This is a genomic window from Amycolatopsis regifaucium (genome assembly GCF_001613935.1).
GTDB classification, from domain to species: domain Bacteria; phylum Actinomycetota; class Actinomycetes; order Mycobacteriales; family Pseudonocardiaceae; genus Amycolatopsis; species Amycolatopsis regifaucium.
Genome location: NZ_LQCI01000050.1, coordinates 1 through 22,452 on the forward strand (window position 1 = coordinate 1; position 22,452 = coordinate 22,452).

At 68.9% G+C, this 22,452-nt stretch carries 18 protein-coding genes; 10 read left to right on the forward strand and 8 right to left on the reverse strand.

Going from position 1 to position 22,452, the window contains the following annotated elements:
• The first annotated feature begins 189 nt into the window (after nucleotides 1–189).
• Both AVL48_RS32810 and AVL48_RS32815 read left to right on the forward strand, forming a co-directional pair.
• Nucleotides 190–987 carry an alpha/beta fold hydrolase gene (locus tag AVL48_RS32810; RefSeq protein ID WP_061981560.1) on the forward strand — a complete coding sequence of 266 codons (798 nt, stop codon included), beginning with the start codon at nucleotides 190–192 and terminating at the stop codon, nucleotides 985–987.
• A gap of 8 nt (nucleotides 988–995) precedes the next feature.
• Nucleotides 996–1,754, forward strand: a complete 759-nt coding sequence (locus AVL48_RS32815; protein WP_061981617.1) for an SDR family oxidoreductase — start codon at nucleotides 996–998, stop codon at nucleotides 1,752–1,754.
• On the opposite strand, the gene AVL48_RS32820 is transcribed toward AVL48_RS32815, so the two are convergent.
• Nucleotides 1,693–3,300 carry an IS1634 family transposase gene (locus AVL48_RS32820; RefSeq protein WP_082857846.1) on the reverse strand — a complete coding sequence of 536 codons (1,608 nt, stop codon included), beginning with the start codon at nucleotides 3,298–3,300 and terminating at the stop codon, nucleotides 1,693–1,695. The two genes, AVL48_RS32815 and AVL48_RS32820, sit on opposite strands and share 62 nt — an antisense overlap.
• Nucleotides 3,301–3,442: 142 nt before the next feature.
• Between AVL48_RS32820 and AVL48_RS32825 the strand changes: the two genes are divergently transcribed.
• The 4 genes from AVL48_RS32825 to AVL48_RS32840 all read left to right on the forward strand — a co-directional run bounded on the left by AVL48_RS32825 (nucleotide 3,443) and on the right by AVL48_RS32840 (nucleotide 9,675).
• A complete protein-coding gene (locus AVL48_RS32825; protein WP_061981558.1) occupies nucleotides 3,443–6,040 on the forward strand; it encodes a bifunctional FO biosynthesis protein CofGH in 2,598 nt (865 codons plus the stop codon).
• A gap of 149 nt (nucleotides 6,041–6,189) precedes the next feature.
• Nucleotides 6,190–7,041 carry a HalD/BesD family halogenase gene (locus tag AVL48_RS32830; protein WP_061981557.1) on the forward strand — a complete coding sequence of 284 codons (852 nt, stop codon included), beginning with the start codon at nucleotides 6,190–6,192 and terminating at the stop codon, nucleotides 7,039–7,041.
• Nucleotides 7,042–7,057: 16 nt separating this feature from the next.
• A complete protein-coding gene (locus tag AVL48_RS32835) occupies nucleotides 7,058–7,900 on the forward strand; it encodes a class I SAM-dependent methyltransferase (protein ID WP_061981556.1) in 843 nt (280 codons plus the stop codon).
• The gene (locus tag AVL48_RS32840; RefSeq protein ID WP_061981555.1) at nucleotides 7,897–9,675 is read left to right on the forward strand and encodes a choline/carnitine O-acyltransferase; all 1,779 of its coding nucleotides are present in this window, start codon (nucleotides 7,897–7,899) and stop codon (nucleotides 9,673–9,675) included. Before AVL48_RS32835 ends, AVL48_RS32840 begins: the two co-directional genes overlap by 4 nt.
• Before the next feature lie 174 nt (nucleotides 9,676–9,849).
• Here AVL48_RS32840 and AVL48_RS32845 read toward each other — a convergent pair whose 3' ends face one another.
• Nucleotides 9,850–10,293: a hypothetical protein gene (locus AVL48_RS32845; RefSeq protein WP_061981554.1), complete on the reverse strand. Its 444-nt coding sequence runs from the start codon at nucleotides 10,291–10,293 to the stop codon at nucleotides 9,850–9,852.
• 14 nt (nucleotides 10,294–10,307) lie between these two features.
• Nucleotides 10,308–11,645, reverse strand: a complete 1,338-nt coding sequence (locus tag AVL48_RS32850; protein WP_061981553.1) for an LVIVD repeat-containing protein — start codon at nucleotides 11,643–11,645, stop codon at nucleotides 10,308–10,310.
• Between the two features lie 100 nt (nucleotides 11,646–11,745).
• Between AVL48_RS32850 and AVL48_RS32855 the strand changes: the two genes are divergently transcribed.
• On the forward strand, nucleotides 11,746–13,191 hold the full coding sequence (locus AVL48_RS32855; protein ID WP_082857848.1) for a peptide ABC transporter substrate-binding protein: 1,446 nt from the start codon (nucleotides 11,746–11,748) through the stop codon (nucleotides 13,189–13,191).
• Here AVL48_RS32855 and AVL48_RS32860 read toward each other — a convergent pair.
• Nucleotides 13,171–14,070, reverse strand: a complete 900-nt coding sequence (locus tag AVL48_RS32860) for a LysR family transcriptional regulator (protein WP_061981552.1) — start codon at nucleotides 14,068–14,070, stop codon at nucleotides 13,171–13,173. The two genes, AVL48_RS32855 and AVL48_RS32860, sit on opposite strands and share 21 nt — an antisense overlap.
• 71 nt (nucleotides 14,071–14,141) lie before the next feature.
• On the opposite strand from AVL48_RS32860, the gene AVL48_RS32865 reads away from it, so the two are divergent.
• Nucleotides 14,142–15,176, forward strand: a complete 1,035-nt coding sequence (locus tag AVL48_RS32865) for an SDR family oxidoreductase (RefSeq protein ID WP_061981615.1) — start codon at nucleotides 14,142–14,144, stop codon at nucleotides 15,174–15,176.
• Here the strand turns inward: AVL48_RS32865 and AVL48_RS32870 are convergent.
• Complete coding sequence (locus AVL48_RS32870) at nucleotides 15,173–15,913, reverse strand: SDR family oxidoreductase (protein ID WP_061981551.1); 741 nt, start codon at nucleotides 15,911–15,913, stop codon at nucleotides 15,173–15,175. The genes AVL48_RS32865 and AVL48_RS32870 overlap by 4 nt on opposite strands.
• Nucleotides 15,914–16,292: 379 nt before the next feature.
• On the opposite strand from AVL48_RS32870, the gene AVL48_RS32875 reads away from it, so the two are divergent.
• Entirely contained in the window at nucleotides 16,293–17,783 is a 1,491-nt protein-coding gene (locus AVL48_RS32875) for an IS4 family transposase (protein ID WP_074038113.1), read from the forward strand.
• Nucleotides 17,784–17,836: 53 nt separating this feature from the next.
• Here AVL48_RS32875 and AVL48_RS32880 read toward each other — a convergent pair whose 3' ends face one another.
• Together AVL48_RS32880 and AVL48_RS32885 are read right to left on the reverse strand one after the other, a co-directional pair.
• Nucleotides 17,837–19,729 carry a S8 family peptidase gene (locus AVL48_RS32880; RefSeq protein WP_061981549.1) on the reverse strand — a complete coding sequence of 631 codons (1,893 nt, stop codon included), beginning with the start codon at nucleotides 19,727–19,729 and terminating at the stop codon, nucleotides 17,837–17,839.
• A 285-nt stretch (nucleotides 19,730–20,014) separates the two neighbouring features.
• Nucleotides 20,015–20,905 carry an alpha/beta fold hydrolase gene (locus AVL48_RS32885; protein WP_061981548.1) on the reverse strand — a complete coding sequence of 297 codons (891 nt, stop codon included), beginning with the start codon at nucleotides 20,903–20,905 and terminating at the stop codon, nucleotides 20,015–20,017.
• 41 nt (nucleotides 20,906–20,946) lie between these two features.
• Between AVL48_RS32885 and AVL48_RS32890 the strand changes: the two genes are divergently transcribed.
• Nucleotides 20,947–21,477 carry a winged helix-turn-helix transcriptional regulator gene (locus tag AVL48_RS32890; protein WP_061981547.1) on the forward strand — a complete coding sequence of 177 codons (531 nt, stop codon included), beginning with the start codon at nucleotides 20,947–20,949 and terminating at the stop codon, nucleotides 21,475–21,477.
• Between the two features lie 50 nt (nucleotides 21,478–21,527).
• On the opposite strand, the gene AVL48_RS32895 is transcribed toward AVL48_RS32890, so the two are convergent.
• Nucleotides 21,528–22,439, reverse strand: coding sequence for an NADP-dependent oxidoreductase (locus tag AVL48_RS32895; protein WP_061981546.1), 912 nt, complete (start codon nucleotides 22,437–22,439; stop codon nucleotides 21,528–21,530).
• Nucleotides 22,440–22,452 lie beyond the last annotated feature (13 nt).

Consider the following 22,452-nt stretch of genomic DNA (forward strand, 5'->3'; position numbering starts at 1 on the left):
CTTTACACGGCCTCCAGGGGCCCGAAACAGGGGGGTACCTTAACAACATTTCCGCTGGTCAAGGGCCTAAACAAGCCCTACCCCAATGATCGGCCCAGCGGCGGCCCGGTGCACACCCGGACAAGAACATTGCTCCGAGTACATTGCACCGTATTGATCTCGTAGATTGCTCCGATTAGCTTCGGTCCCATGAGCACTGCGGAACTCGACGGCATCTCCGTCGCCTACGACGATCTCGGCACCGGGTTGCCCCTCGTCCTCGTCCACGGTCACCCCTTCAACCGCACGATGTGGCGTCCGCAGGCGGAACGCTTCGGTCGCGAGGGCTACCGCGTCGTCACGGCGGACCTTCGCGGGTACGGCGAGACCACGGTGGTCCCCGGCAAAACCGGCCTCGACGTCTTCGCCGCCGACATCGCCCGGCTCGCCGATCACCTCGGCCTCGACCGGTTCGTACTGGGCGGCCTCTCCATGGGCGGGCAGATCGTCATGGAGTTCCAGCGCACCTATCCCGACCGCGTCGCCGGTCTCCTGCTCGCCGACACCTCCCCTCAAGAAGAGACCGAGGAGGGCAAGCGCGTCCGCAACGCGATGGCCGACCGGGTCCTCGCCGAGGGCATCGGCCCGTACGCGGACGAGGTGCTGACGAAGATGGTCTCGCCGACGAACGTCCGTACCCAGCCCGACGTCGCGGCGCACGTCCTCCGGATGATGCGGACGACTCCGAGGGAAGGAGCGGCGGCCGCTCTCCGGGGCCGGGCCGAACGGCCCGACTACCGGGAGACCCTCGCGAAGGTCACCGTGCCGAGCCTGATCGTCGTCGGCACCGAGGACGAGTACACGCCCGTCTCGGACGCCGAGTTGATGCACGAACTCATCCCCGGCTCCACCCTGGCGGTGATCGAGGGGGCGGCCCACATGCCTAATCTGGAGCGCGAGGCCGAGTTCAACGCCGTGTTCGCACGGTTCTTGAAAGAGATTGGGTGATCTTTTCCATGTCCCACAAGACCGTCTTCGTGACCGGCGCCAGCGCGGGGTTCGGCGTCGAGATCGTCCGCCGGTTCGCCGCGGACGGTGCCAAGGTCGTCGCGGCCGCGCGTAGCAAGGACCGGCTGGCCAAGCTGGCCGACGAGCTGGGCGAGAACGTGCTGCCCTTCGAGCTGGACGTCCGTGACGCCGACGCGGTGGCCGCCCTGCCCGGCACGCTCCCGGCCGAGTTCGCCGACGTCGACCTGCTGGTCAACAACGCCGGCCTCGCCAAGGGGCTCGAGCCCGCCCACCGGGCGAAGCTCGACGACTGGGACCAGATGATCGACACGAACATCACCGGGCTGGTGCACCTCACCCGGGCGCTGCTGCCCGGAATGGTGGAGCGCGGCCGCGGGCACGTGATCAACATCGGTTCGATCGCGGGCACCTACCCCTACCCCGGTGGCAACACCTACGGCGCGACCAAGGCGTTCGTGCACCAGTTCAGCCTTAACCTGCGCGCGGACCTGCACGGCACCGGTGTCCGGGTGACCAACGTCGAGCCCGGCATGGTCGGGGGCACGGAGTTCTCCGTCGTCCGGTTCGAGGGCGATCAGAGCAAGGCCGACAACGTCTACAAGGGCACGACGCCGCTGACGGCCGCCGACGTGGCCGAGTCCGTCTTCTGGGCGGCTTCGCAGCCCGAGCACGTGAACATCAACGTCATCGAGCTGATGCCGGTGGTGCAGAGCTTCTCCGCGCTGCAGATCCACCGAGAGAAGTAAGCCCGAAGAGGTCGAAGAGCGCCTGCTGCTCCGGGCTCCGCTCGGTCAGCAGGCGCCGGGTCCGCGGGCGGCCGCCGGTCGACGGGTAACGCAGCACCGTCTCGCCGATCCCGGCCAGGTTGTCCATCAATTCGCGGACCGAGAGGTTCATCCCGGCACGGTCGGCCTCGCGCCGCATGAGGTGCGTGACCGTCGAGGCGAGCACCGTGACCAGGGTGTGCACGGCGATCCGGTGCGGGGTCCAGTCCCAGCGCGGGGACGGCCCGGCGACGGCGGTGCCGGTCAGCCAGCGGAACGTCGAGTCGAGGTGGGTCCGCGCCCGGTAGGCGGTGACGACCTCCGCGACCGGCCAGTCGTGGTCGGTGACCAGCACCTGTTTGCCGAAGAACTCCTCGCGCAGCCGGGAGACGGCGGCGTCGTCGACCTTCCAGGTCAGCCGGATCTCCCCCGGCCTGGTCCCGGTCAGCGAAGGCGAGAGCACCCGCTCGACCCGGCGGCCACGCGTGATGCGCGCGATCTCGGCGTTCACCTGTCCCCGGTCACCCCGGTAGGTACCGGTGGCCAGCGCGGCGTCGAGGCCGGCGAGCTCGCGGGTAGCGGTGCCCAGTTCGTCGCCGAACGCGCGGGCCTGCGCGTTGTGCAGGGTCTCCGAATGGGTCAGGATCACGCGCCGCCGCACGCCGGCGACCATCGTCCTGGTGTCGAGGGCGGTCAGCCCGGCGAAACGCTCCGGGTCGACGGGTTTGCGCGCGGACGACGGTTTCGCCAGCAGGTCCGGATGGTCCGACAAGGGCAGGGCGCCGACGAAGTGCCGGCCGAGATCCACCTGGGCGGCCTGCCCGGCGGTGAAGACCAGCGTGACGTCGCCGTCGGTATGCCGTCCGCGAAGGTCTTCGGCCAGCGCGGCGAACGGTGGCGCCCCCTCTCGCGGGTACACGTGCGACGCCAGCGGGATCGCGCCGTCCTTGGTCACCACCAGTCCGAGTCCGGCGAGTTCGCAGCGGCACGGGTCGGCCGTGGTGAAGGTGGCGAACTGCGGCACGTCGACGGCGAGCGCGGCGTTCCCCGTGCCCAGCCAACCGAGTACGGCGTCGGCGATCGTGGTCTCGATCCGCGCGATGCGTTCCGGGGTGAGCCGGTGCAGTGCCCGCCAGTGGTTGGCCAGGTCGGCCTGGACGAATTCCCGCGCGACACCGTCCTCCCACCAGGTGGCGAGCTCCGTTTCCGGCGCGGTCGCCCGGTGCAGGACGGCGAGGGCGAGATGCGTCCCCAGGGTGGTCGCGGCGCGTTGGGCGCCGACGGCGTCGTCCACTCGCCGGACGAAGTCGAGCCGGTTCAGCGTCGCCCAGACCGCCGCGACGTCTCCGAAGGTGCGATGCCGCGCTTCGCCGGGCGCGGAGATCTCGCCCTCCATCGCGCGCCCGATCTCCTCGGCCGTGCCGAGGTAGCGCTGGGACACCACGCGGGGCACTCCGTCGACCCGCGCGGAGGTGACGAGGTAGTAGTACGTCCGCCCGCCGACCTTCTTGCCGATCACCGAAGCCACCTTTAGGTAATACACGCCGACCCACTGATGGGCAACCAAGATCCGCCCCTGACCTGCGTGAACAGTGAGCACACCCAGGTGAGCGAGGTGGTGGCCGGATGCACACTGGCAGCTGGAGCGAGTCCGGCCATAGCGTGCGGGAATGGCATCCGACGCTGACGTGACCGCCCCCACCACCTCGGCGATGCGCCGGGCACTCGCCAGGGCGCGCGACGGGAAGACCCTCGACCTCACCGAGGCCTCGATCCTGCTCCAGGCGCGCGGCGACGACCTCAAGACACTGTCCGACCACGCTTCCCGGGTCCGTGACGCCGGCCTTGTCGCGGCGGGCCGTCCCGGCGTGGTCACCTACAGCCGCTCGGTCTTCATCCCGCTGACCCGCCTGTGCCGGGATCGGTGCGGCTACTGCACCTTCGCGACCGTCCCCGGCCGGGTCGAGTCGCCGTTCCTCTCCCCCGACGAGGTCCTCGACATCGCCCGCAAGGGTGCCGCGATGGGCGTCAAGGAGGCGCTGTTCACCCTCGGCGATCGTCCCGAAGACCGCTGGAAGGCGGCGAAGGACTGGCTCGACGCGCACGGGTACGACGACACGCTCTCCTACGTCCGCGCGATGGCGATCCGGGTGCTGGAGGAGACCGGCGTCCTGCCGCACCTCAACCCCGGCGTGTTGACCTGGCAGGACTTCCAGCGGCTGAAGCCGGTTTCGGCGTCGATGGGCATGATGCTGGAGACGACCGCGAAGCGGCTCTACACCGAGAAGGGCGGCCCTCACTACGGCTCGCCCGACAAGGACCCCGACGTCCGCCTGCGCGTGCTGGAGGACGCCGGCCGCAGTTCGGTCCCGTTCACCACCGGCATCCTGATCGGCATCGGCGAGAATTTCGAGGAACGGGCCGACTCGCTGTTCGCGATCCGCAAGGTCGCCAAGACCTACGGCGGCATCCAGGAAGTGATCGTCCAGAACTTCCGCGCGAAGCCGGACACGAAGATGCGCGCGACCCCGGACGCCGATCTCGAAGAACTCGCCGCGACCATCGCCGTCGCGCGGCTCGTGCTCGGGCCGAAGATGCGCATCCAGGCGCCGCCGAACCTGATCGGCCAGCAGTACGAACTGATGCTGAACGCGGGCATCGACGACTGGGGCGGTGTCTCGCCGCTGACGCCTGACCACGTGAACCCCGAGCGCGCGTGGCCGCAAATCGACGAACTCAAGCGCCGCACCGAAGCGCTCGGCTTCACCGTGCGCGAGCGGCTGCCGATCTACCCGGAGTACGTCAAGACCGGTGAGCCGTGGCTGGACCCGCGGATGAACGCGCATCTCGCGCCGCTCACCGACGCCGAGACCGGGCTGGCGATCGAGGAAGCGATCCCGGTCGGCATCCCGTGGCAGGAGCCGGACGGGGGCTGGAAGGAGGCCGGGCGGACCGATCTGCACGTCGAGGTCGACACCATCGGCCGCACCGAAGACCGGCGCAGCGACTTCGATTCCGTCTACGGCGACTGGGCGGAGATCAAGGGCAACATCAAGACCGCGCCGCAGCGATTCGACCTCGACATCCGGGATGCCTTGCGCAGCGCGGAAAAGAACCCGGCCGGGCTTTCCGACGACGAGGCGCTGGCGCTGCTGCACGCCGACGGGGCGGAGCTCGACGCGTTCACCCGGATCGCCGACGACCTGCGCCGTGAGGTCAACGGCGACGACGTCACCTTCGTGGTCACGCGGAACATCAACTTCACCAACGTCTGTTACACCGGCTGCCGGTTCTGCGCGTTCGCCCAGCGGCGCACCGACGCCGACGCGTACACGCTTTCGCTGGAGCAGGTCGGCGACCGGGTCGACGAGGCGTGGGCCGCGGGCGCGACCGAGATCTGCATGCAGGGCGGCATCCACCCGGATCTGCCCGGCACCGCCTACTTCGACCTCGCGGCCGAGGTGAAACGCCGCCGGCCGGACATCCACCTGCACTCGTACTCCCCGATGGAGGTCGTGAACGGCGCCTCGCGGACGAATCTCTCGATCGAGGACTGGCTGGCGCGGGCCAAGGAGTCCGGTGTCGACTCGCTGCCGGGCACGGCGGCGGAAATCCTCGACGACGACGTCCGCTGGGTGCTGACGAAGGGCAAGCTGCCGACGTCGGAGTGGATCAACGTCGTCACCACCGCGCACAAACTCGGCATCACGACGACGTCGACGATGATGTACGGCCACGTCGACACCCCGGCGCATTGGGTCGGGCATCTGAAGTTGCTGGCCAAGCTGCAGCGGGAAGGCCTGGAACGCAACGGGCGGCGCGGGTTCAGCGAATTCGTGTTGCTGCCGTTCATCCACCAGAGTTCGCCGATCTATCTCGCCGGGCTCGCCAGGGCCGGGACGACGCTGCGGGAGAACCGCGCGGTGCACGCGCTGGCCAGGCTGCTGTTGCACGGGATGATCGACAACATCCAGAGTTCCTGGGTGAAACTCGGTGAGGAAGGCAGCCGCGCGGTGCTCCAGGGCGGGGTCAACGACATCGGCGGGACGCTGATGGAGGAGACGATCAGCCGGATGGCGGGTGCGGCCAACGGGTCGTACAAGACGATCAGCGACATGCGGGCGATGGTCGAACCGCTCGGCCGTCCGCTGCGGCAGCGGACCACCGAATACGGGACGCCGACGGCGGAGCGGATCGCCGCGGCCGAGGCGTCCGACGGGGTCGCGACCGCGGTCCGGCGGCCGCTGCTGCCGCTTGTCACCAGCTGACGAAAAATCCGTGATCACCCCCTGACCCGGGCACAGCGCGGGTCAGGGGGTGATCACGTTCCGTGTGTCGCCGCTCACAAGGCGCGGGGGCTTCGGGCGTTTTCTGTGCTAAACCCGAGAATCACTTCCGGGCAGGCGAGAGGACGTCGATGACCGCGAGCGCAGTCCAAGTGGCCGATACCGCCCGCTATCCGTTGTCCGAGCCCGGCAGCCCGGCCTGGCGCGAGATCGTTTCCCGGACCCGCGCCGAACTGCGGGAAACGGGATGCAGTGTCCTGGCCGACTTCGTCCGCCCGGAGTTGCGCGACGTCCTTCGCCGCGAAGGCGCGGAGATCGCTCCGAAGGCGTACGCGAAGGTCGAACGCGTCAACGCCTACAACATCGCCGTCGACACTCCGCTCCCCGAAGGCCATCCCGGCCGCACGATCATGGAACGCGGCAACGCCTTCGTGGCACGCGACCGGATCCCGCCGACCGCGATCATCCAGCAGCTGTACGCGAGCCGCGAGTTCCAGCGGTTCGTGGCCGACTGTTTCGAACTCCCCGTGCTCCACGAACTCGCCGATCCGTTGTCCGGCCTGGTGCTCAACGTGATCGAACCGGGCCGCTCGCATCCGTGGCACTTCGACACGAACGAGTTCACCGTCAGCATGCTCACCCAGGAGGCCGCTGACGGCGGTGTCTTCGAATACTGTCCGAACATCCGCTCGGAAAAGGCGGAGAACTTCGACGACGTCCGCGCCGTCCTGGCGGGCGAAGGCGATCACTTGATCCGGCGGCTCACGCTGCGTCCCGGTGATCTTCAGCTGTTTCGCGGACGCTTCGCCCTGCACCGCGTGAGTAGTGTTCTAGGAGCTACAGCACGCCATTCCGCGATCTTCGCCTACAGCGAGCGTCCTGGGGTCATCGGCAGTCCGGAGCGGACTAGACAGCTGTTCGGCCGGGTCCTGCCCGACCATGTCGCTTCAGCGGCCATCCGGGGCGATCAGCTGCTCGACTAAGTCAGGAGTCTGGCCCGTGCCTTTGGATTCGACCGGCAAGATCTCATTCGACCACATCTACACCGAGCCCGACCCGCGTGCCTTCTTCGGCACTTTGCGCGGCCTGGACTACGACATCCCCCAGCAGGCCAAAGCCTATTTCGCGCAGCTGATCGACGAGTACCGCGCCGAAACCGACGTCACAGTGCCGACAGTCCTCGACCTCGGCTGTTCGTACGGCGTCAACGCGGCGCTGCACCGCTGCGACCTCTCGATGGAGCGGCTGTACGACCACTACGCGGACGGCGCGTCGCTGAGCAGGGACGAGTTGATCGCCCGGGACCGGCGGATGCTGAAGGGTGCCGACGACAAAGTCCGCTTCATCGGCCTGGACACCTCCGCACCGGCCCTTGACTACGCGCTCAAAGCGGGCTTCATCGACGACGCGATCCACGCGGATCTGGAGAGCGAAGAGCCGACGGAAGAGCAGCGCGCGCTGCTGGCCGAGGTCGACATCGTCATCTCGACCGGCTGCATCGGCTACGTCACCGAAAAGACCCTGGTCCGGATCGCGCGGGAAAGCCGGCCGTGGATGGCGCATTTCGTGTTGCGGATGTTCTCCTACGAACCGGTCGCCGCGAGCCTCGCGGACCTGGCCTACGACACCGCCGGCACCGACGGCGTCTTCCAGCAGCGGAAATTCGCTTCGGAAGAAGAACGAACACAGATCCTGGACAACCTGTCCGTCGCGGGTGTCGACCCGTATGGGCTGGAGTCCGGCGGCCGGCTGTACGCGCGGCTGTACGTCTCCCGCCCGGACGGCGCGGCGGCCGACCTCGCCGCCACGCTGAACGCCCTTCCCCTTCGAGATCAAGGATGATCGTGAGCAGTCCGGAACTGTCCACCCGCACGTTCGGCAACGAGGACCTCCTGCCGAGGGTCCCCGTCCCCAACCTGGAGGACACCTGCCGCCGGTTCCTCGAATGGTGCTCGCCGCTGCTCACCCCGGGCGAGCTCGCGGAAACCGAAGGCGCCGTCGCCGAGTTCCTCGCGGAAGGAAGCCCGGCGCACGCACTCCAGAGCGCGCTCGAGGCCTACGACAGCAGCGAAGGCGTGCGGAGCTGGCTCGACACCTTCTGGCCGTATCGCTACCTCGGCCGCCGCGACCGGATCGCGCTCAACGCCAACTTCTTCTTCCTGTTCTCCGATTCCCCGCTGGGACAGCTGGAGCGGGCGGCCGAGCTGGCCGCGTCGGCGGTGGACTACAAGCTGAAGCTGGACGAGGAACTGGTGCCGCCGATCGTGGTCCGCGGGCAGCCGCAGTCGATGGTGCAGCACAAGTACCTGTTCTCGGCGACGCGGATCCCCGGCGCGGTCCAGGACACCGCACGGACGCCGTACAGCGAGGACTGGCCGGGGCCGTCGAAGGCCCGGCACATCGTGGTCTTCCACCGCGACACCCCGTTCCGGATGGACGTCATCGCACCGGACGGGCGGCCGTATTCCCCCGAACAGCTGGTCGCGGGGCTGCAGACGATCATGAAGTCGGGGAACTTCGTCGAGGATCCGGAGAGCGCCGTCGGGCATTTCACCACCAAAGCCAGGGCCGAGTGGGCGGCGACGCGCGAGGCGTTGCTCGCCGCCGGGAACGCGTCCGCGCTCGATGACATCGAGACGGCGTTGTTCTGCCTGTGCCTGGAGGACTTCACCCCGGCGGACACGCAGGAGGCGTGCGACAAGCTGCTGCACGGCGACAGTGGCAACCGCTGGTTCGACAAGGCCGTCTCGCTGATCGTGTTCGAGGACGGAACGGCGGGGATCAACGTCGAGCACTGCGAACTGGACGGGACCACGATCCTCGGCTTCACCGACGAGCTGCTGAGCGGCTCGCGGCTGGACCGCCCGCCCGCCGACGGCGTCCCGGCGTCCGAGGTCATCGAGTTCGTCCTGGGTGACGCGCTCCGCGAGGACGCCCGCGCCGCGGCCTCGTCCTTCGCCGCGTACGCCGACGCGACCGCCACGAAGACGGTGTCCTTCACCGACTTCGGCGCGAAGCGGGCGAAGGAGCTGGGGATGTCCCCCGACGGCTTCGCGCAGATGGCGTACCAGCTCGCGCACAAGCGCGCGAAGGGCATCACCGGCGCGACGTACGAATCGATCGCGACGCGGCAGTACCAGAACGGGCGAACCGAAGCGATGCGAGTGGTGACGCCCGAGGTGCAGTGGTTCGTCAAGGTGATTGACGACCCGAACGCGGACCGGCAGACGCGTCAGGCGGCCTTCCGCGCGGCGGCGGCGAAGCACGTCACGCGGGCGAAGGAATGCCAGGCGGGCGACGCGCCGGAGCAGCACCTGTGGGAGCTGCAGCTGATCCAGAAGCGTCGCGGCGTCGACGAGCCCCCGGCGCTGTACTCGTCGCCGGGCTGGCTGAAGATGCGCAACGACTACCTGAGCACCAGCTCGGCGCCGTCGGTGAACATCCAGTACTTCGGCTTCGGATCGACCAGCCCGCAGTGCATCGGCGTCGCGTACGTGCTGCTGCCGGACAGGCTGAACATCTACCTGTGCACGCCGAAGCACGTCGCGCACGAGATGGAGCTGTTCGCGGCGGAACTCGCCACGGCCATCCGGGAACTGCAGGAGTTGCTGGCTTAGAGATCTGAAGGCCCTGATTCTGGACGCAGGCCGGGGGTCGTGAGTGCCGATGAGGGTTACCGACCCGTTCGGCCGGTAGTGAAGGCCTCCTTCCCTACCTTCAGGGTAGGCAAGGAGGCCTTCACGGATCACGCGGCCACGGTGACCGCGGATCACCGGTTCCGCACGGCTTTGTCACATGGTCTGGGCGATCAAGACGGCCTCCGCGGAACCGGGTACCACGTAGACGGTCCTGGACCTGGTGGTCGTGGGCAGGTCACAGGAAAGCCAGGAAACCTTGGCGGGGATGAGCGGCTTCAGTCGTTCCGGGGTGTCCGGCAGCTGCCCCACCTGCGTGCATTTGTAGCTGCTCAGTACCTTCGGGACGGCTTCGAGACCGAGCTTCACCAGGGCGGTCAGCCGGAAGTCGCTGGGCCCGGGCGCCTCGACCCGACCCTCGGGGGCGCCCATCTTCTCCTCGACCCAGGAGACCTCGGCGATCTCGCCGACTTCCGGGAACGTCTCGGCGACCGGCGCCGGATCGGTGGACACGGGCGGTGCTTCGGGCGGAGGCGGAGTACAGGCCGCGATCAGGACGACCGCGGCCGTGCTCCCCAACATCTTCCCCATGGTGCGCATGGGGACATCTTGGCTCAGGCGGTGAGCTTCAGGATGTCGATTCCGCGAGTGTTGTCGGCGACGTAGACGTAACCCTTGTGCCAGTAGGGCGCCCACGCGCTGGCGTCCGCCGGGCGGAAGTAGGCGATCTGCTTCGGGTCGGTCGGGTCGCTGACGTCGAGGAAGCGCGTGCCCTGCGTGTAGAACGACTGCACGAGGACCTTGCCGCGAACGTCGAAGTAGTGCGCGGAGCAGTCACCCGTCGTCGGGTCGCTGCCTTCCTGCCCGGCGACGCTCCAGGTGCCGACGGACTTGAGGCGGAACGGCTTCTCCGGCGTCGAACGCCAGCCTTCGCCGTTGTAGGAGTTCTGCAACGACGAGATCGTCAGCACGCCGTCACCGGCGCAGCCGTCGAGGAAGCTCTCCTCGGTGGCGTAGATGAGATCGCGGCCGTGCCAGCGGTTCGAGTCCGCGCCGTCGGCCGAGCGGTGCCCGGCCGGGTGGAAGCTGTTGTGCATGAACTTCGACGGCGCGGCCGTCTCCTCGATCCCGCCACCGGCGTAGGGCACGGGGTCGAACGCGGTCGCGCGGCGGACCTTGCCCCGCACGGGATCGCGGTGGTAGCCGTTGGTCCAGTAGCCGCGGACGCCACCGCGCCCGGACACCCACGCCACCCCCTCGTCGTCGACCTGGACGTCGTGCACGTAGTCGGTCTTGCCGTCGTTGCGCGCGAGTTCGATCGGGTTCGGGAAGGTCTTGGGGTTACGCGGATCGCGGATGTCGGTCACCCAGATCGGGCGGCCGCCCCAGTCGGCGGGCTGGTTCGCGGCCTTCGCCGGGCCGCCGGTCCAGAGGTACCGGCAGTCGTCGACACAGCTGGTCGTATGTCCGGCCGGCACCTTGGTGTAGCTCAGGATGGCCGGTTTGTCCGGGTTCTTGAGATCGATGATGTAGATCCCGGATTCACCGGTCTGCGTGGTGCCGCCGTAAGCGCGCGGGTCCCGCGCGAGGAAGACGAGCTTGCGTTTGACGTCGACCTCGGTGTCCTCGGTCTCCCACAGGCCGGGCAGGCTGACCTCGCCGATCAGCTTCGGCGCCGTGGGGTTCTTCGTGAGGTCGTAGACCTTCAGGCCGAACTCGCCGGACACCGCCATGACGTCGCGGTGCCCGTACTGCAGGAAGCCCATGGCGATGGCGCCTTGCGCGTCGGGCACGTTGCCGACGGCCTTGACGTTCTTCACCGCGCCGGGCTCGCCCGAGACCCGGACCTTCTCACTCGACGGCTTGTCCTCCTCGCCGCAGGCGGCGGCGGGCAGGCCGGTGGCGATCAGGGTCGTGGTGACCGTCGCGATCGCCAGGCATGAACGGAGCAACCAGTTTCCTCGCACAGAAACCTCCCAGGCTGGTCTCCGCACCCTATGACCACCACTTTGCCCGCACAACCGCCGATGGTCGGTGCGGGACTGCTATGACATGACCATGCGCTTGCGTCTTCTGGCCCCGCTCCTCGCCGCCGCCCTGGTCACGGCGGGCTGCACGGAATCCGGCGAACCGCCCGCACCGGACGTTCTTCGCGTCGGGCTGGCCGCCCCGGCGACCCTGCTGCCCGCCGACGTCCGCGACCAATCCGGACGGCTCGTCACGGGCGCGCTGTGGACGCCGCTGGGCGACTACGACCCCGCGACGGGAAAGATGACGCCACGGGCGGCGGAATCGGTCACCAGCACCGACCGGATCACGTGGACGGTCAAGCTCAAGGACGGCGGGAAGTTCCACGACGGGACGCCGGTGACCGCCCAGTCCTACGTGGACACGTGGGCGGCCATCGGCAAGGAGAACTGGCAGGCGTCGCGCGTGGTGAAAGATCTCTTGCGAGCCAAGGAGATCACCGCACCGGACCCGCTGACCATCCGGCTCGTCCTCGACCGGCCGTCCGGACAAGTGCCGGCGCTGCTCTCCTCCCCCGCACTGGTCCCGCTCCCCGCGTCGGCACTGGCTTCGCGGGATTGGACGGGGTTCGCGCTGCACCCGGTCGGCAACGGCCCGTTCCGCTTGGACGGGGCCTGGCAGCCGTCGGGCGGCAAACTGGCCCGGGTGGCGGACGCGCCGGGCAAGGCTCGCGTGGTCGAGCTGAAGACCGGGGACGCCGCGGCACAGTACGACGAGGTCAAGGCCGGGAAACTCGATCTCTCCACCGTGGTCCCCGGTGACCGGCACGAAGCCATGCACGCCGATTTCGCGCAGCGGCACGCGATGTGGGCGCTGCCCACCGTCTCCTACCTGGGTTTCCCTTTGACGGCGGACCATTTCTCCGACGCCACCGTCCGGCACGGCTTCGCGCTCGGGGTCGACCGCGCCGCGCTGGAGTCGGACGTCCTCGGCAAGCAGGTGGACCCGGCGAAGTCACTTTTGCCGCCCGCCGTCGCCCCCGGCGAACGCAGCAGCACCTGCCGTCCCTGCACCTTCGACGCCGGAGCCGGGAAGTCCCTGCTGACCCAGGCGGAGTTCCCCACCGGTTCGGCGGTCCACTTCGGACAGACGGGGGCGAACTGGCTGCGCCCGCTGGCCGAACAGGCGGGCACGGCACTCGGCGTGCCGATCGCCTCGGCTCCCGGCAAAGGACCGTTCGCCCTCGATCTGAACCTCATGACACCGAGTCCGCAAGAGGTCTTGAGCGAGATCGTGAAGGCCACCGGCTATCAGAGCGACGGATTCGCCGACCTGCTGAAATCGGCCGAGGAGACCGAAGCGGGTGACAGCGGTGAGGTCTACCGGCTGGTGGAGAACCAGTTGCTGCGGGATCTGCCGGTCGCCCCGCTGTGGTCCGGGCACGGACACGCGGTCTGGGCCGAGCGGGTCGGCGACGTGAAGGCGACGCCGTTCGGGAGCGTGGACCTGTCAGCGGTTTCCGTGCGCTGACCCGAGGGTGCACTCCCCCGCCACGACGTCGATGAAGGCCGAGGTCAGCGGGTCTGGCGTGCTCCGGCAGTAGGCGGCGAGCGTGCGCCGGATCGACGGCTCGGGCCGGAGGACGCGGCCGGGAAAGCCTTGGGGCAGCACATTGGCCGGGACCAGCGCCGGGCCGAGACCGGCGGCCGCGAGCACCGGCGCGGCCGCGGTCTGCTCGGTACGGACCGCCGCCCTCGGCTGGAATCCCGCCGCCGCGCAGGCCTGGTCGACGAGGTCCGCGAGGCCGTTGCCCGGCGCGTAGTGCACCCAAGCGCAGTCGGCGAGGGTCGCGAGGTCGACGACGCCGGTGCCGTCGTCCTCGCGCGGGCCGTCGATGGGCAGGACGACGACGAACTCCTCGGTGCCGAGTTCACGCACCGGGCCGTCCCAGCCAGGCGGGACCGGGCCGACCGCGACGTCGGCTTCCCCCGCCGCCATCGCGTCGCGCAGTTCGTCCGCGTGCCGGAACTCCACCAGCGTGACGTCGACGTCGGGCCGCTCCCTCCGCCACACCCGCAACGCCGAGGGCAGCACCCCGAGACCGACCGAGTAGACCGTGGCGATCTGCAGTTCGCCGGCCTCCAGCCCGGACGCCTGGCGGGCCGCGCACCGCGCGCGTTCGGCGTCGGCGAGGGTGGCACGGGCGTGCGGCAGCATGGCGCGCCCCATCGGGGTGAGCCGGACACTGCGCGGCAGACGTTCGAGCAGGGGGCCGCCGACGCCCTTCTCCAGAGCGCGGACCTGATGCGACAGCGCGGGCTGTGTCACGTGCAGCAATTCCGCCGCCCGCGTGAAGGAGCCGGTGTCCACGACCGTCACCAGGTATTCGAGCTGCCGCAAACTGGTCATGCAAAGAGTTTATCGGAGTGGTGATATCTATGCCTTGGACTTATCACCCCGACGAGGCCAGGCTCGGTGACATGAACGAAGAACGCAAGGTCGCCCTGGTCGCCGGGGCGAACGGGGTCATCGGCAAGAACCTGATCGAGTACCTGGAGAGCCGGTCCGGCTGGCGGGTCGTCGGCCTGTCGCGACGCGGCGGCCCCGGTCAGATCGCCGTCGACCTGCTCGACGCGGACGACACCCGCGCCAAGCTGAGCGGCCTGGACGACGTCACCCACGTGTTCTACGCGGCCTATGTCGACAAGCCGACTTGGGCCGAGCTGGTCCCGCCGAACCTGGCGATGCTGACCAACCTCGTCGACGCGATCGAACCCGCCGCGCCCGGACTGCGTCACATCAGCCTCATGCAGGGTTACAAGGTCTACGGCGCCCACCTCGGCCCGTTCAAGACCCCGGCGCGCGAAACCGACGCCGGGCACATGCCGCCCGAGTTCAATGTGGACCAGCAGTCCTTTTTGGAGCGACGCCAGGCGGGGAAATCCTGGACGTGGTCGGCGATCCGGCCGTCGGTGGTCGGCGGGACCGCGCTGGGCAACCCGATGAACCTCGCGCTGGCCATCGCCGTGTACGCGTCGATCTCGAAGGAACTCGGCCTGCCGCTGCGCTTCCCCGGCAAACCCGGCGCGTACGACAGTCTCCTGGAGATGACCGACGCCGGGCTACTGGCGAAGGCCACCGTCTGGGCCACCGGCTCGGAGAACGAGGCGTTCAACATCGCGAACGGTGACCTTTTCCGGTGGAGCGAGCTCTGGCCGCGGATCGCCGGCTACTTCGACCTGGAGGTGGCGCCGCCACTGCCGATGTCGCTGGACGTCGTCATGGCGGACAAGGAAGAACTCTGGACTTCGATCGCCGCGAAATACGGCTTGGAGGTGCCGTACAGCGCCGTCTCCTCGTCCTGGGCTTTCGCCGACTTCGTGTTCGGCTGGGACTACGACATGTTCGCGGACGGCTCGAAGGCCCGCCGCGCCGGCTTCCACGAATACGCGGAGACGTCGGCGATGTTCTTCCGGCTGTTCGACGAGTTCCGGAAGGCGAAGGTGATCCCTTAGCCACGGCCAATGTACGGCATCGTGGTCGCCGTGATGGTCAGGAACTGGACGTTCGCGTCCAGCGGCAGACCGGCCATGTACAGCACGGCGTCCGCGACGTGCCGGGCGTCGAAGGTCGGTTCGGCCTTGACACTCCCGTCGGCCTGCGGGATACCGTCGGCCATCCGCAGGGTCATCTCGGTGGCGGCGTTGCCGATGTCGATCTGTCCACAAGCGACATTCCAGGCCCTGCCGTCGAGGGAGATCGACTTCGTCAACCCGGTGACCGCGTGTTTCGTCGCCGTGTAGGCGACACTCGCGGGACGCGGGGCGTGGGCGGAGATCGAGCCGTTGTTCACGATCCGGCCGCCGCGCGGGTCCTGCGCCTTCATCAGCCGGACCGCCTGCCGCGCACACAGGAACATGCCGGTCAGGTTGGTGTCGACGGCGCGTTTCCAGTCCGCGAAGGACAGCTCGTCGACGGTCCCGCTCACCGACACGCCCGCGTTGTTCACCAGGAGATCCAGCCGCCCCCATTCGGCACGGACCGTCTCGAACAGGGCGGCGACGGAATCGGGATCGGCGACATCGGTGGGCACGGCGAGCGCGTTCGGGTCGCCGCCCGCGGTCTCGGCCAGCGCGTCCGCGCGACGTCCGGCGAGGGCGACCCGGTAACCCGCGCCGAGCAACGCGCGGGAGATCTCCCGGCCGAGCCCGGAGCTCGCCCCGGTGACGACCGCGGTCTTGCCGTTGCCCATCGAACCTCCTCGCCGACCGCGCCGGACCGCTCCGGCGCGGCGATTGTCATCCGCGTCCGGTCAGCCTAGCTGGCCTCACGCGAAGGAACGCGCCGCGCCGAAGCGATTTCCTCCGCAGCGAGAAAAGCGCCAAGAAATACCCACGCTGGGATTGACGAAATGACCGTGGCGCCCTATCGCGAGGTAAGCCAACGTGGCCGTTCCGTGAAGGCCTCCTTCCCTACGCTTAAGGTCAATGCCAGGAACTTAAGGCTGGCGTTGATCACGGTTTGAGGGTGGTCGGCGTGGTGGCCTGAAAGGGCAACGAGGCTCGGACTAGGACTGGTGATTGTCGAAGTCATCAGTGCTGTCAGGAGCCTCGTTGCCTGCTCATGCTGTCATGCCCACGGGCTGGTCGTCACCGCTGGGGCGGTTGCTGTCGCGGACCGGTCTGGGTGTTCTGTCCTGTTTTATCCCGCCCTCGCTGGTCGACGAGGCTCTCGCGGTCGCTGGCAGGGACGAGCAGCGCTTCCGGGCATTGCCCTCGCGGCTGGGGGTCTGTCTAGTGCTCGCGTTGTGCCTGCTGCGCGCCCAGTCCGCCGCGGCCGTGACGCAAGCGATGATCCCGCCCGGAATGGTGCGGCGGCTGGCGGGCCTGGGCTGGGCCTTGCCGACGAGCACCGCACTGACCAAGCTGCGTGACCGTCTCGGCGTGGTGCCGTTCCAGCTGCTGTTCACCGCGATGACGAGGCCGGTCCCGACCCTGGTCCGGCCGTGGTCCCACGCGTTCGGGCTGCAGGTCTGTGCCTGGGACGGCACCGAGATCACAGTGGACGACACGCCCGCGAACCGGGAACATTTCCGCCGCCATCGGGGCGGGAACGGCCCGGTGGGAACACCGAAAGCGCGGGTGCTGGTGCTGCTGGCCTGCGGCACCCGTCAGCTGCTGGGCGCGGTCACCGGCGGGCTAGGCCAGGGCGAGGTCACCCTGGCCCGCCGGCTTGTGACCTTCCTGCGGCCGGGGATGCTGCTGCTGGCCGACCGGAACTTTCTGGGCTACCCGCTCTGGAGCGCGGCCCGCGCCCGGGGAACACACCTGTTATGGCGAGCCAAACTGGACAAACCCCTGCTCAGCCCGCAACACCTTCTGCCCGACGGATCCTGGCTGGCCATTCTGCACGACCCAGCCGACGCCCGCGCCTGGCGCAACAACGTCCGACGCAACCGCAAACGCGGACACCGCCCACCGAAGCCCCGCCCGATCCAGGGCATCACCGTCCGCGTGATCGAAGCCTGGATCACCGTCACCGTCGACGGCGTCCCCCGCACCCAGAAATACCGGCTGGTCACCAGCCTGCTCGACACCGACTCCGCTCCCGCCGACCAACTCGTCGCCCTCTATGCCCGCCGCTGGGTCGCTGAAACCGGCATCCGTGAACTCAAAACCGTGCTCCTGCAAGGACAACAACTCCGCGGCCGCACCCCAATCCGCGCCCAGCAAGAACTCTGGGCCGCCCTCACCACCTACCAGACAATCCGGCTGTTGATCACCCACGCCGCGAACACCGGCACTCTGGATCCATCCCGGATCTCCTTCACCGCCGCCCGCGACACGGCCACAGCGGCGATCACTATCACACCCGGACAAGCCCGCGAACACCTCGAACACACCTGCCAGCACCTACACCGGCAACTCATCACCCGCCACACCCACCACCGGATCTTTCCCCGAGCCCTCAAAAACACTCTCCACCGCTACCCCCACAACGGCAAAACCCGGCAACTGACCTGCACCACAGCCAGCTACCGGATCAACACCGCAACCCCCACCACCGGACAAGACACAGCCAACCCAACCCACCCCAGAGCCAGCCTAAGTTCCTGGCATTGACGCTTAAGGTAGGGAAGGAGGCCTTCACGGACTTCACGCGCGATAAAGGGTCACTACTTCGGGGCGACGCCCAGCGCGGCCAGCGCCGGCCCGGTCATGATGACCCCGGCCCCGGTGACCGGGTCGAAACCGGGAGCGCCGAGGTCGATCGCGGTCGACGTCAGCGCCGAGCGGATCTGCGCCGGGGTCGCGGTCGGCTTGCCCTGCAACAGCAGCGCGGCGATGGCGGCGGCACTCGGCGCCGCGGCGGAGGTCCCGAAGAACGGCTGGAAGCCGCTCACCGAGGTCGCCACGCCGTCGGCCGCGGTGATGTCCGGCTTGTTCCGCGTCGCACCACCGGTGGAGGACACGTTGCCGGGGGTGATCACCGAACCGTCCGGGTTGTAGAACTGGTGACGCAGACCGTCCGAAGTGAACCGTTCCCACTTGCTGGCGCTGGTGAACAGACCCGGGTACGGGCCGGCCGGGTTCGCCGGGTCGCCGGTTTCGAGCGCGCGGCCGAAGGCGCCGGCGGCCGGGGTGGCCGCGACGCTGAAGGCGTTGACCGCCGCGGAGTGACCGGAGGTGACACCGTTGGTGCTGAAGGCTTTCAGCGAACCCGAGGCGACGAAACGGCCGCGGATCACGTTGAGCGCGATGAACCGGTCGGCGCCGCTGTACTTCACGACGGCGACCTTGAAGCCGGAGCCACTGGCCGGGACCTGGGCGATCTCGTACGGGTTCTGGGTGCCGTTCTGCGCGCCCTCGCTGGAGGCGACGACCGAACCGGACGAGTTCAGGATGAACAGGTCGTAGTCGCTGGTGGCCTTGCCCCACGGGTCGGACCAGAACAGGGTGACGTAGCGGCCGAGCGAGCCCGGGGAAAGCGCGTTGTACAGCTGGGTCGTGCCGCTCGGGTCGAAGTCGTGCGGCGTACCGGTGATCCCGGAGATCTTGCTGCTGGAGCCGCGGAAGTCACCCTCGTAGTAACCGCTGGTGCCGTCGGTCAGGTTGCCCGAGTTGCCCGCGGAGGAGAAGTAGAGCACGCCCGCCGCGGTCACGTCGTTGACGGCCTGCGCGACCGGGCCGTCCTGGAACGGCGACTCGTCGAAGTAGGAGACGTCGTCGACGATGATCGTGCACTTGCCGGTGGTGCGCAGGGCGCGGATGTTGTCGGCGAAGCTCTGCTCGCTGGTGAACGCGGTCGCGAAACCGAGCGCGGCGCCGGGCGCCATGTCGTGGATGATCTCCAGCATCGCGGTGCCCTCGTCACCGCTGCCCGCCTGACCGGCGAGGACATCGACGGCGGGAAGTTCACCGGCGGTCTGCGAGGCTTTGAGCGACTTGACGCCGTCCGAGAGCACGCAGACCTTCTGGCCGGCTCCGGTGACGCCGTACTTGGTGCGGGCGGTGTCGGCGCCGTGCGCCTTGTCGCCCTCGGCGACCTGGAGTGCGGCGGCGGCCTGCTTGGCGGCGGCCTGCCCGCGGTTCTGCGGCGCGGACTCGTTCCAGGTCATCGCCTGCGCGGCGGCCTTGACCTCGGTGACGTCCCCGCGTCCGGCGATCGCGTCGACGGCGTTCAGCGGGAGGTCGGCGCGGAGCGCGCCGGTGGGCGAGGCGTAACGGACGGTTCCGCCCGCCGCCTTGACGGCGTCCACGAGGGACTGACCCGCGCCCTTGATGTCCACCGCGACGGTGCCGGCGTCGCTGACGCCCAGCCCGGTCCGGTACTCGGACAGCTTGCCGGCCAGCCCCTTGTCCGCGCGGAGACGCTTCTCGATGACGAGCTGGCTCGACTGCTTGCGCTCAGCCGGGGTGAGGCTCTTCTTGATGCTCTGCAGTGCGGTGATCCCGGCCTGCGTGCGCGCCTCCTCCGACGGCTGGGCGCCGGAAACGGCGGTCGACAGCAGCAAAGCGCCGACCGCGACCGGAACCGAGCATGTGACCACCCGGCTGAATCTGCTCATCGAATTCTCCCTGTTTCAACCCAGCGCTCCGGCTAAGCGCGCTGACGGCGTGACACCCCGTCGCAGTAATCTCTTCGGTTACCCGAATGAATTACCCCTGACCGGGTGTAATAGGGAGAATCTAAAGAGCTGTCGGTGACGAGTCCACCGACCAAAGTCGGGAAGGAGCGGGAATCCACATCGTGGGACCACGCTCAGTCCGAAAAGACCGAAATTTTGGTTTAAACCATTTGGGGCGCCGCGACTGGACTTTTGCCAAGCCGCGTATCCACCACAATTAGCCGATTAGTCGCGTTCGGCCGCCGTCCAGTCGCGCATCGCGGCGACGAACTCCTCGGGCGCGTCGGACTCCACGTAGAGGCCGGCGCGCTCGAAGAGCACGGTCTCGTGCTCGGGAAAAGACGCTTCCAGTCGCTCGCGCTCCCGAGGCCGGAAGCCGATCTGGGCATTTCCCCACACGATCAGGGTCGGCACGTGGGCGAAGTCGGCAAGACTTGCCTCGACCTCGGTGAAGAAGGCCCGGCTGGCGGTGATCCGGCCGGGAAAGACGGCGGAGGCCTGGCGTCGCTCGGGTGTGTCCAGCGCGCGACGGTACTGGGTCATCTCGGCCGCGGTCGGCTTGCGCATGCGGTGCCCCATGGGGATGAACGCGTTGACGACGAGATTGAACCGCCGGGCCAGGAAGCGGATCGGGGCTCCGCCCGCGAGGCGAGCGAAGGCCTCGAAGTAGAGGTCGCCGTTGACCGGCCAGGCCCAGGCGTTGACGAGCACCAGCCGCTCGAAGCCACCCGGCAGCCGCCGCGCGGCGGCCAGCCCGATCGGTCCACCCCAATCCTGTCCGACCAGCGTGATCCCCTCCAGTCCGAGGGCGTCGACGAACGCGGTGACCACGTCGGCGTGCTCCTCGGGCAGGAAGCGGTAGCCGGGCTTCGCCGCCGACAGTCCGAAACCCGGGTAGTCGAGGGCGACGCACCGGAAGTCGTCGCACAGCGCGCGGATCACGTCCCGCCAGAGGAACGACCAGGTCGGGTTGCCGTGCAGGAACAGGAGCGTGGGACCCGACCCCTCGTCGACGTAATGCACTGTGTGCCCGTCGACATCGACGAAGCGGCTCTCGAACGGGAACAGGTCGTCATCGACCCAAGCGGGCCGGGCGCTCCTGGTGGTATCAGCCATGGAGGGGCCCCTCTCGACTCGCGGTAGCTTGAGTTTCTCAAGTGCGCTTGAGACCCGATCTGCTCGAGGGCCTCCCCGGCATCGCGACCAACCTGCTCGCGGACCGGCTCCGCGACCTCGAAGCGTCCGGAGTGGTCGAGCGGCGGCTGGCAGCTGAAGGCAACGTGGTCGAGTACGCCCTCACCCCTTGGGGCACCGAGCTGCGACAGCCGATCGAGAGCCTGATCCGCTGGTCCACCCCGCTGATGACCCGCGGCCCCGAGGGCGACTCCTTCCGCTCCGAGTGGCTCGCCCTCGCCGTCCCCGCCTTGCTCGACACCCGGGTCACGATCCGCGACTCGGCGACGGTCGGCCTGGAAATCGGCGACCCGTCCTTACTTCTCCGTGCGACACGCTCGGGCTTCGAAGTCGGCCCGCACGACGGCGGCGACCACGACGCCACCGTCCGCGCCGAGCCCGCCTACGTCCTCGCCCTCGCCGCCGGTGCGCTCACCCTCGACGATGCCCGAGCCCTCGGAGTGGTCGAGATCGAGGGCGATGAGGCCGTCGTCCGCACCGTCTTCGCCGCCTGACGGGGCGCGACGGCTTCCTCCCTCACCGCCGCGCCCCGCCCGCACCCCCGTCACGGGAAGGTCAGCACGACCTTTCCCCGCCCGTGCCCGGTCTCGATCTCCCGATGCGCCGCCGCGGCCTCACCGAACGGGTAGGTCCGCCGCACCAGGAACCGCAATTCCCCCTTGACGTACAGCGACGCGAGCATCCCCAGCCGCTCGGCCGACCGCGTTCCGGTGACCACTCGCGCGCCGGCTTCGGCCGCGCGTCCATGCTCGACGAGAGTGAGCACCCGTCCCGGGTCGGCGACCAGTTCCAGCGACAGGTCGAACGCGACCCCGCCCGCCCCGTCCAGCGCCGCGTCGATTCCGGACGGCGCGAGGGCGCGCACCCGTTCGGCGAGCCCTTCGCCGTAGACGACCGGTTCGGCGCCGAGTGAACGGACGTAGTCCTGGTTCACCTCACTCGCCGTGCCGATGACCTTCGCGCCGCGCAGGACGGCGAGCTGGACGGCTGCGGTGCCCACCGCCCCGGCCGCGCCATGCATCAGCAGCGTCTCACCACGGGTGATCCCCAGCGCGTCCAGTGCCAAGGACGCCGTCTGCGTTCCCGCCGTGAAGCCGCCCGCGACCTCCCACGGCATCTCCGGCGGTTTCGGCGTGACGTTCTCCGCGGGCACCACGAGGTACTCGGCGTAAGCCTGGACAGCGGTGAAACCGAGCACCTCGGTGCCCGTGACGAGGCCGGTGACCCCGGAACCGACCTCGTCGACGATCCCGGCGAACTCGTTCCCCGGAACCCGCGGCCACCGCAGCTCGATCCCCGCGGGTTCCCAGCCCGCCCGCACGGCCGCGTCATACGGCTGCACCCCCGCCGCCTTCACCCGCACCCGGACCTGCCCGGCCCCGGCGTGCGGCTCTTCCAACTCCAGCACCCGGAGTACCTCCGGGCCACCGGCTTCCGTGAACGCGGCCGCTTTCATCTTGTTCCTCCAG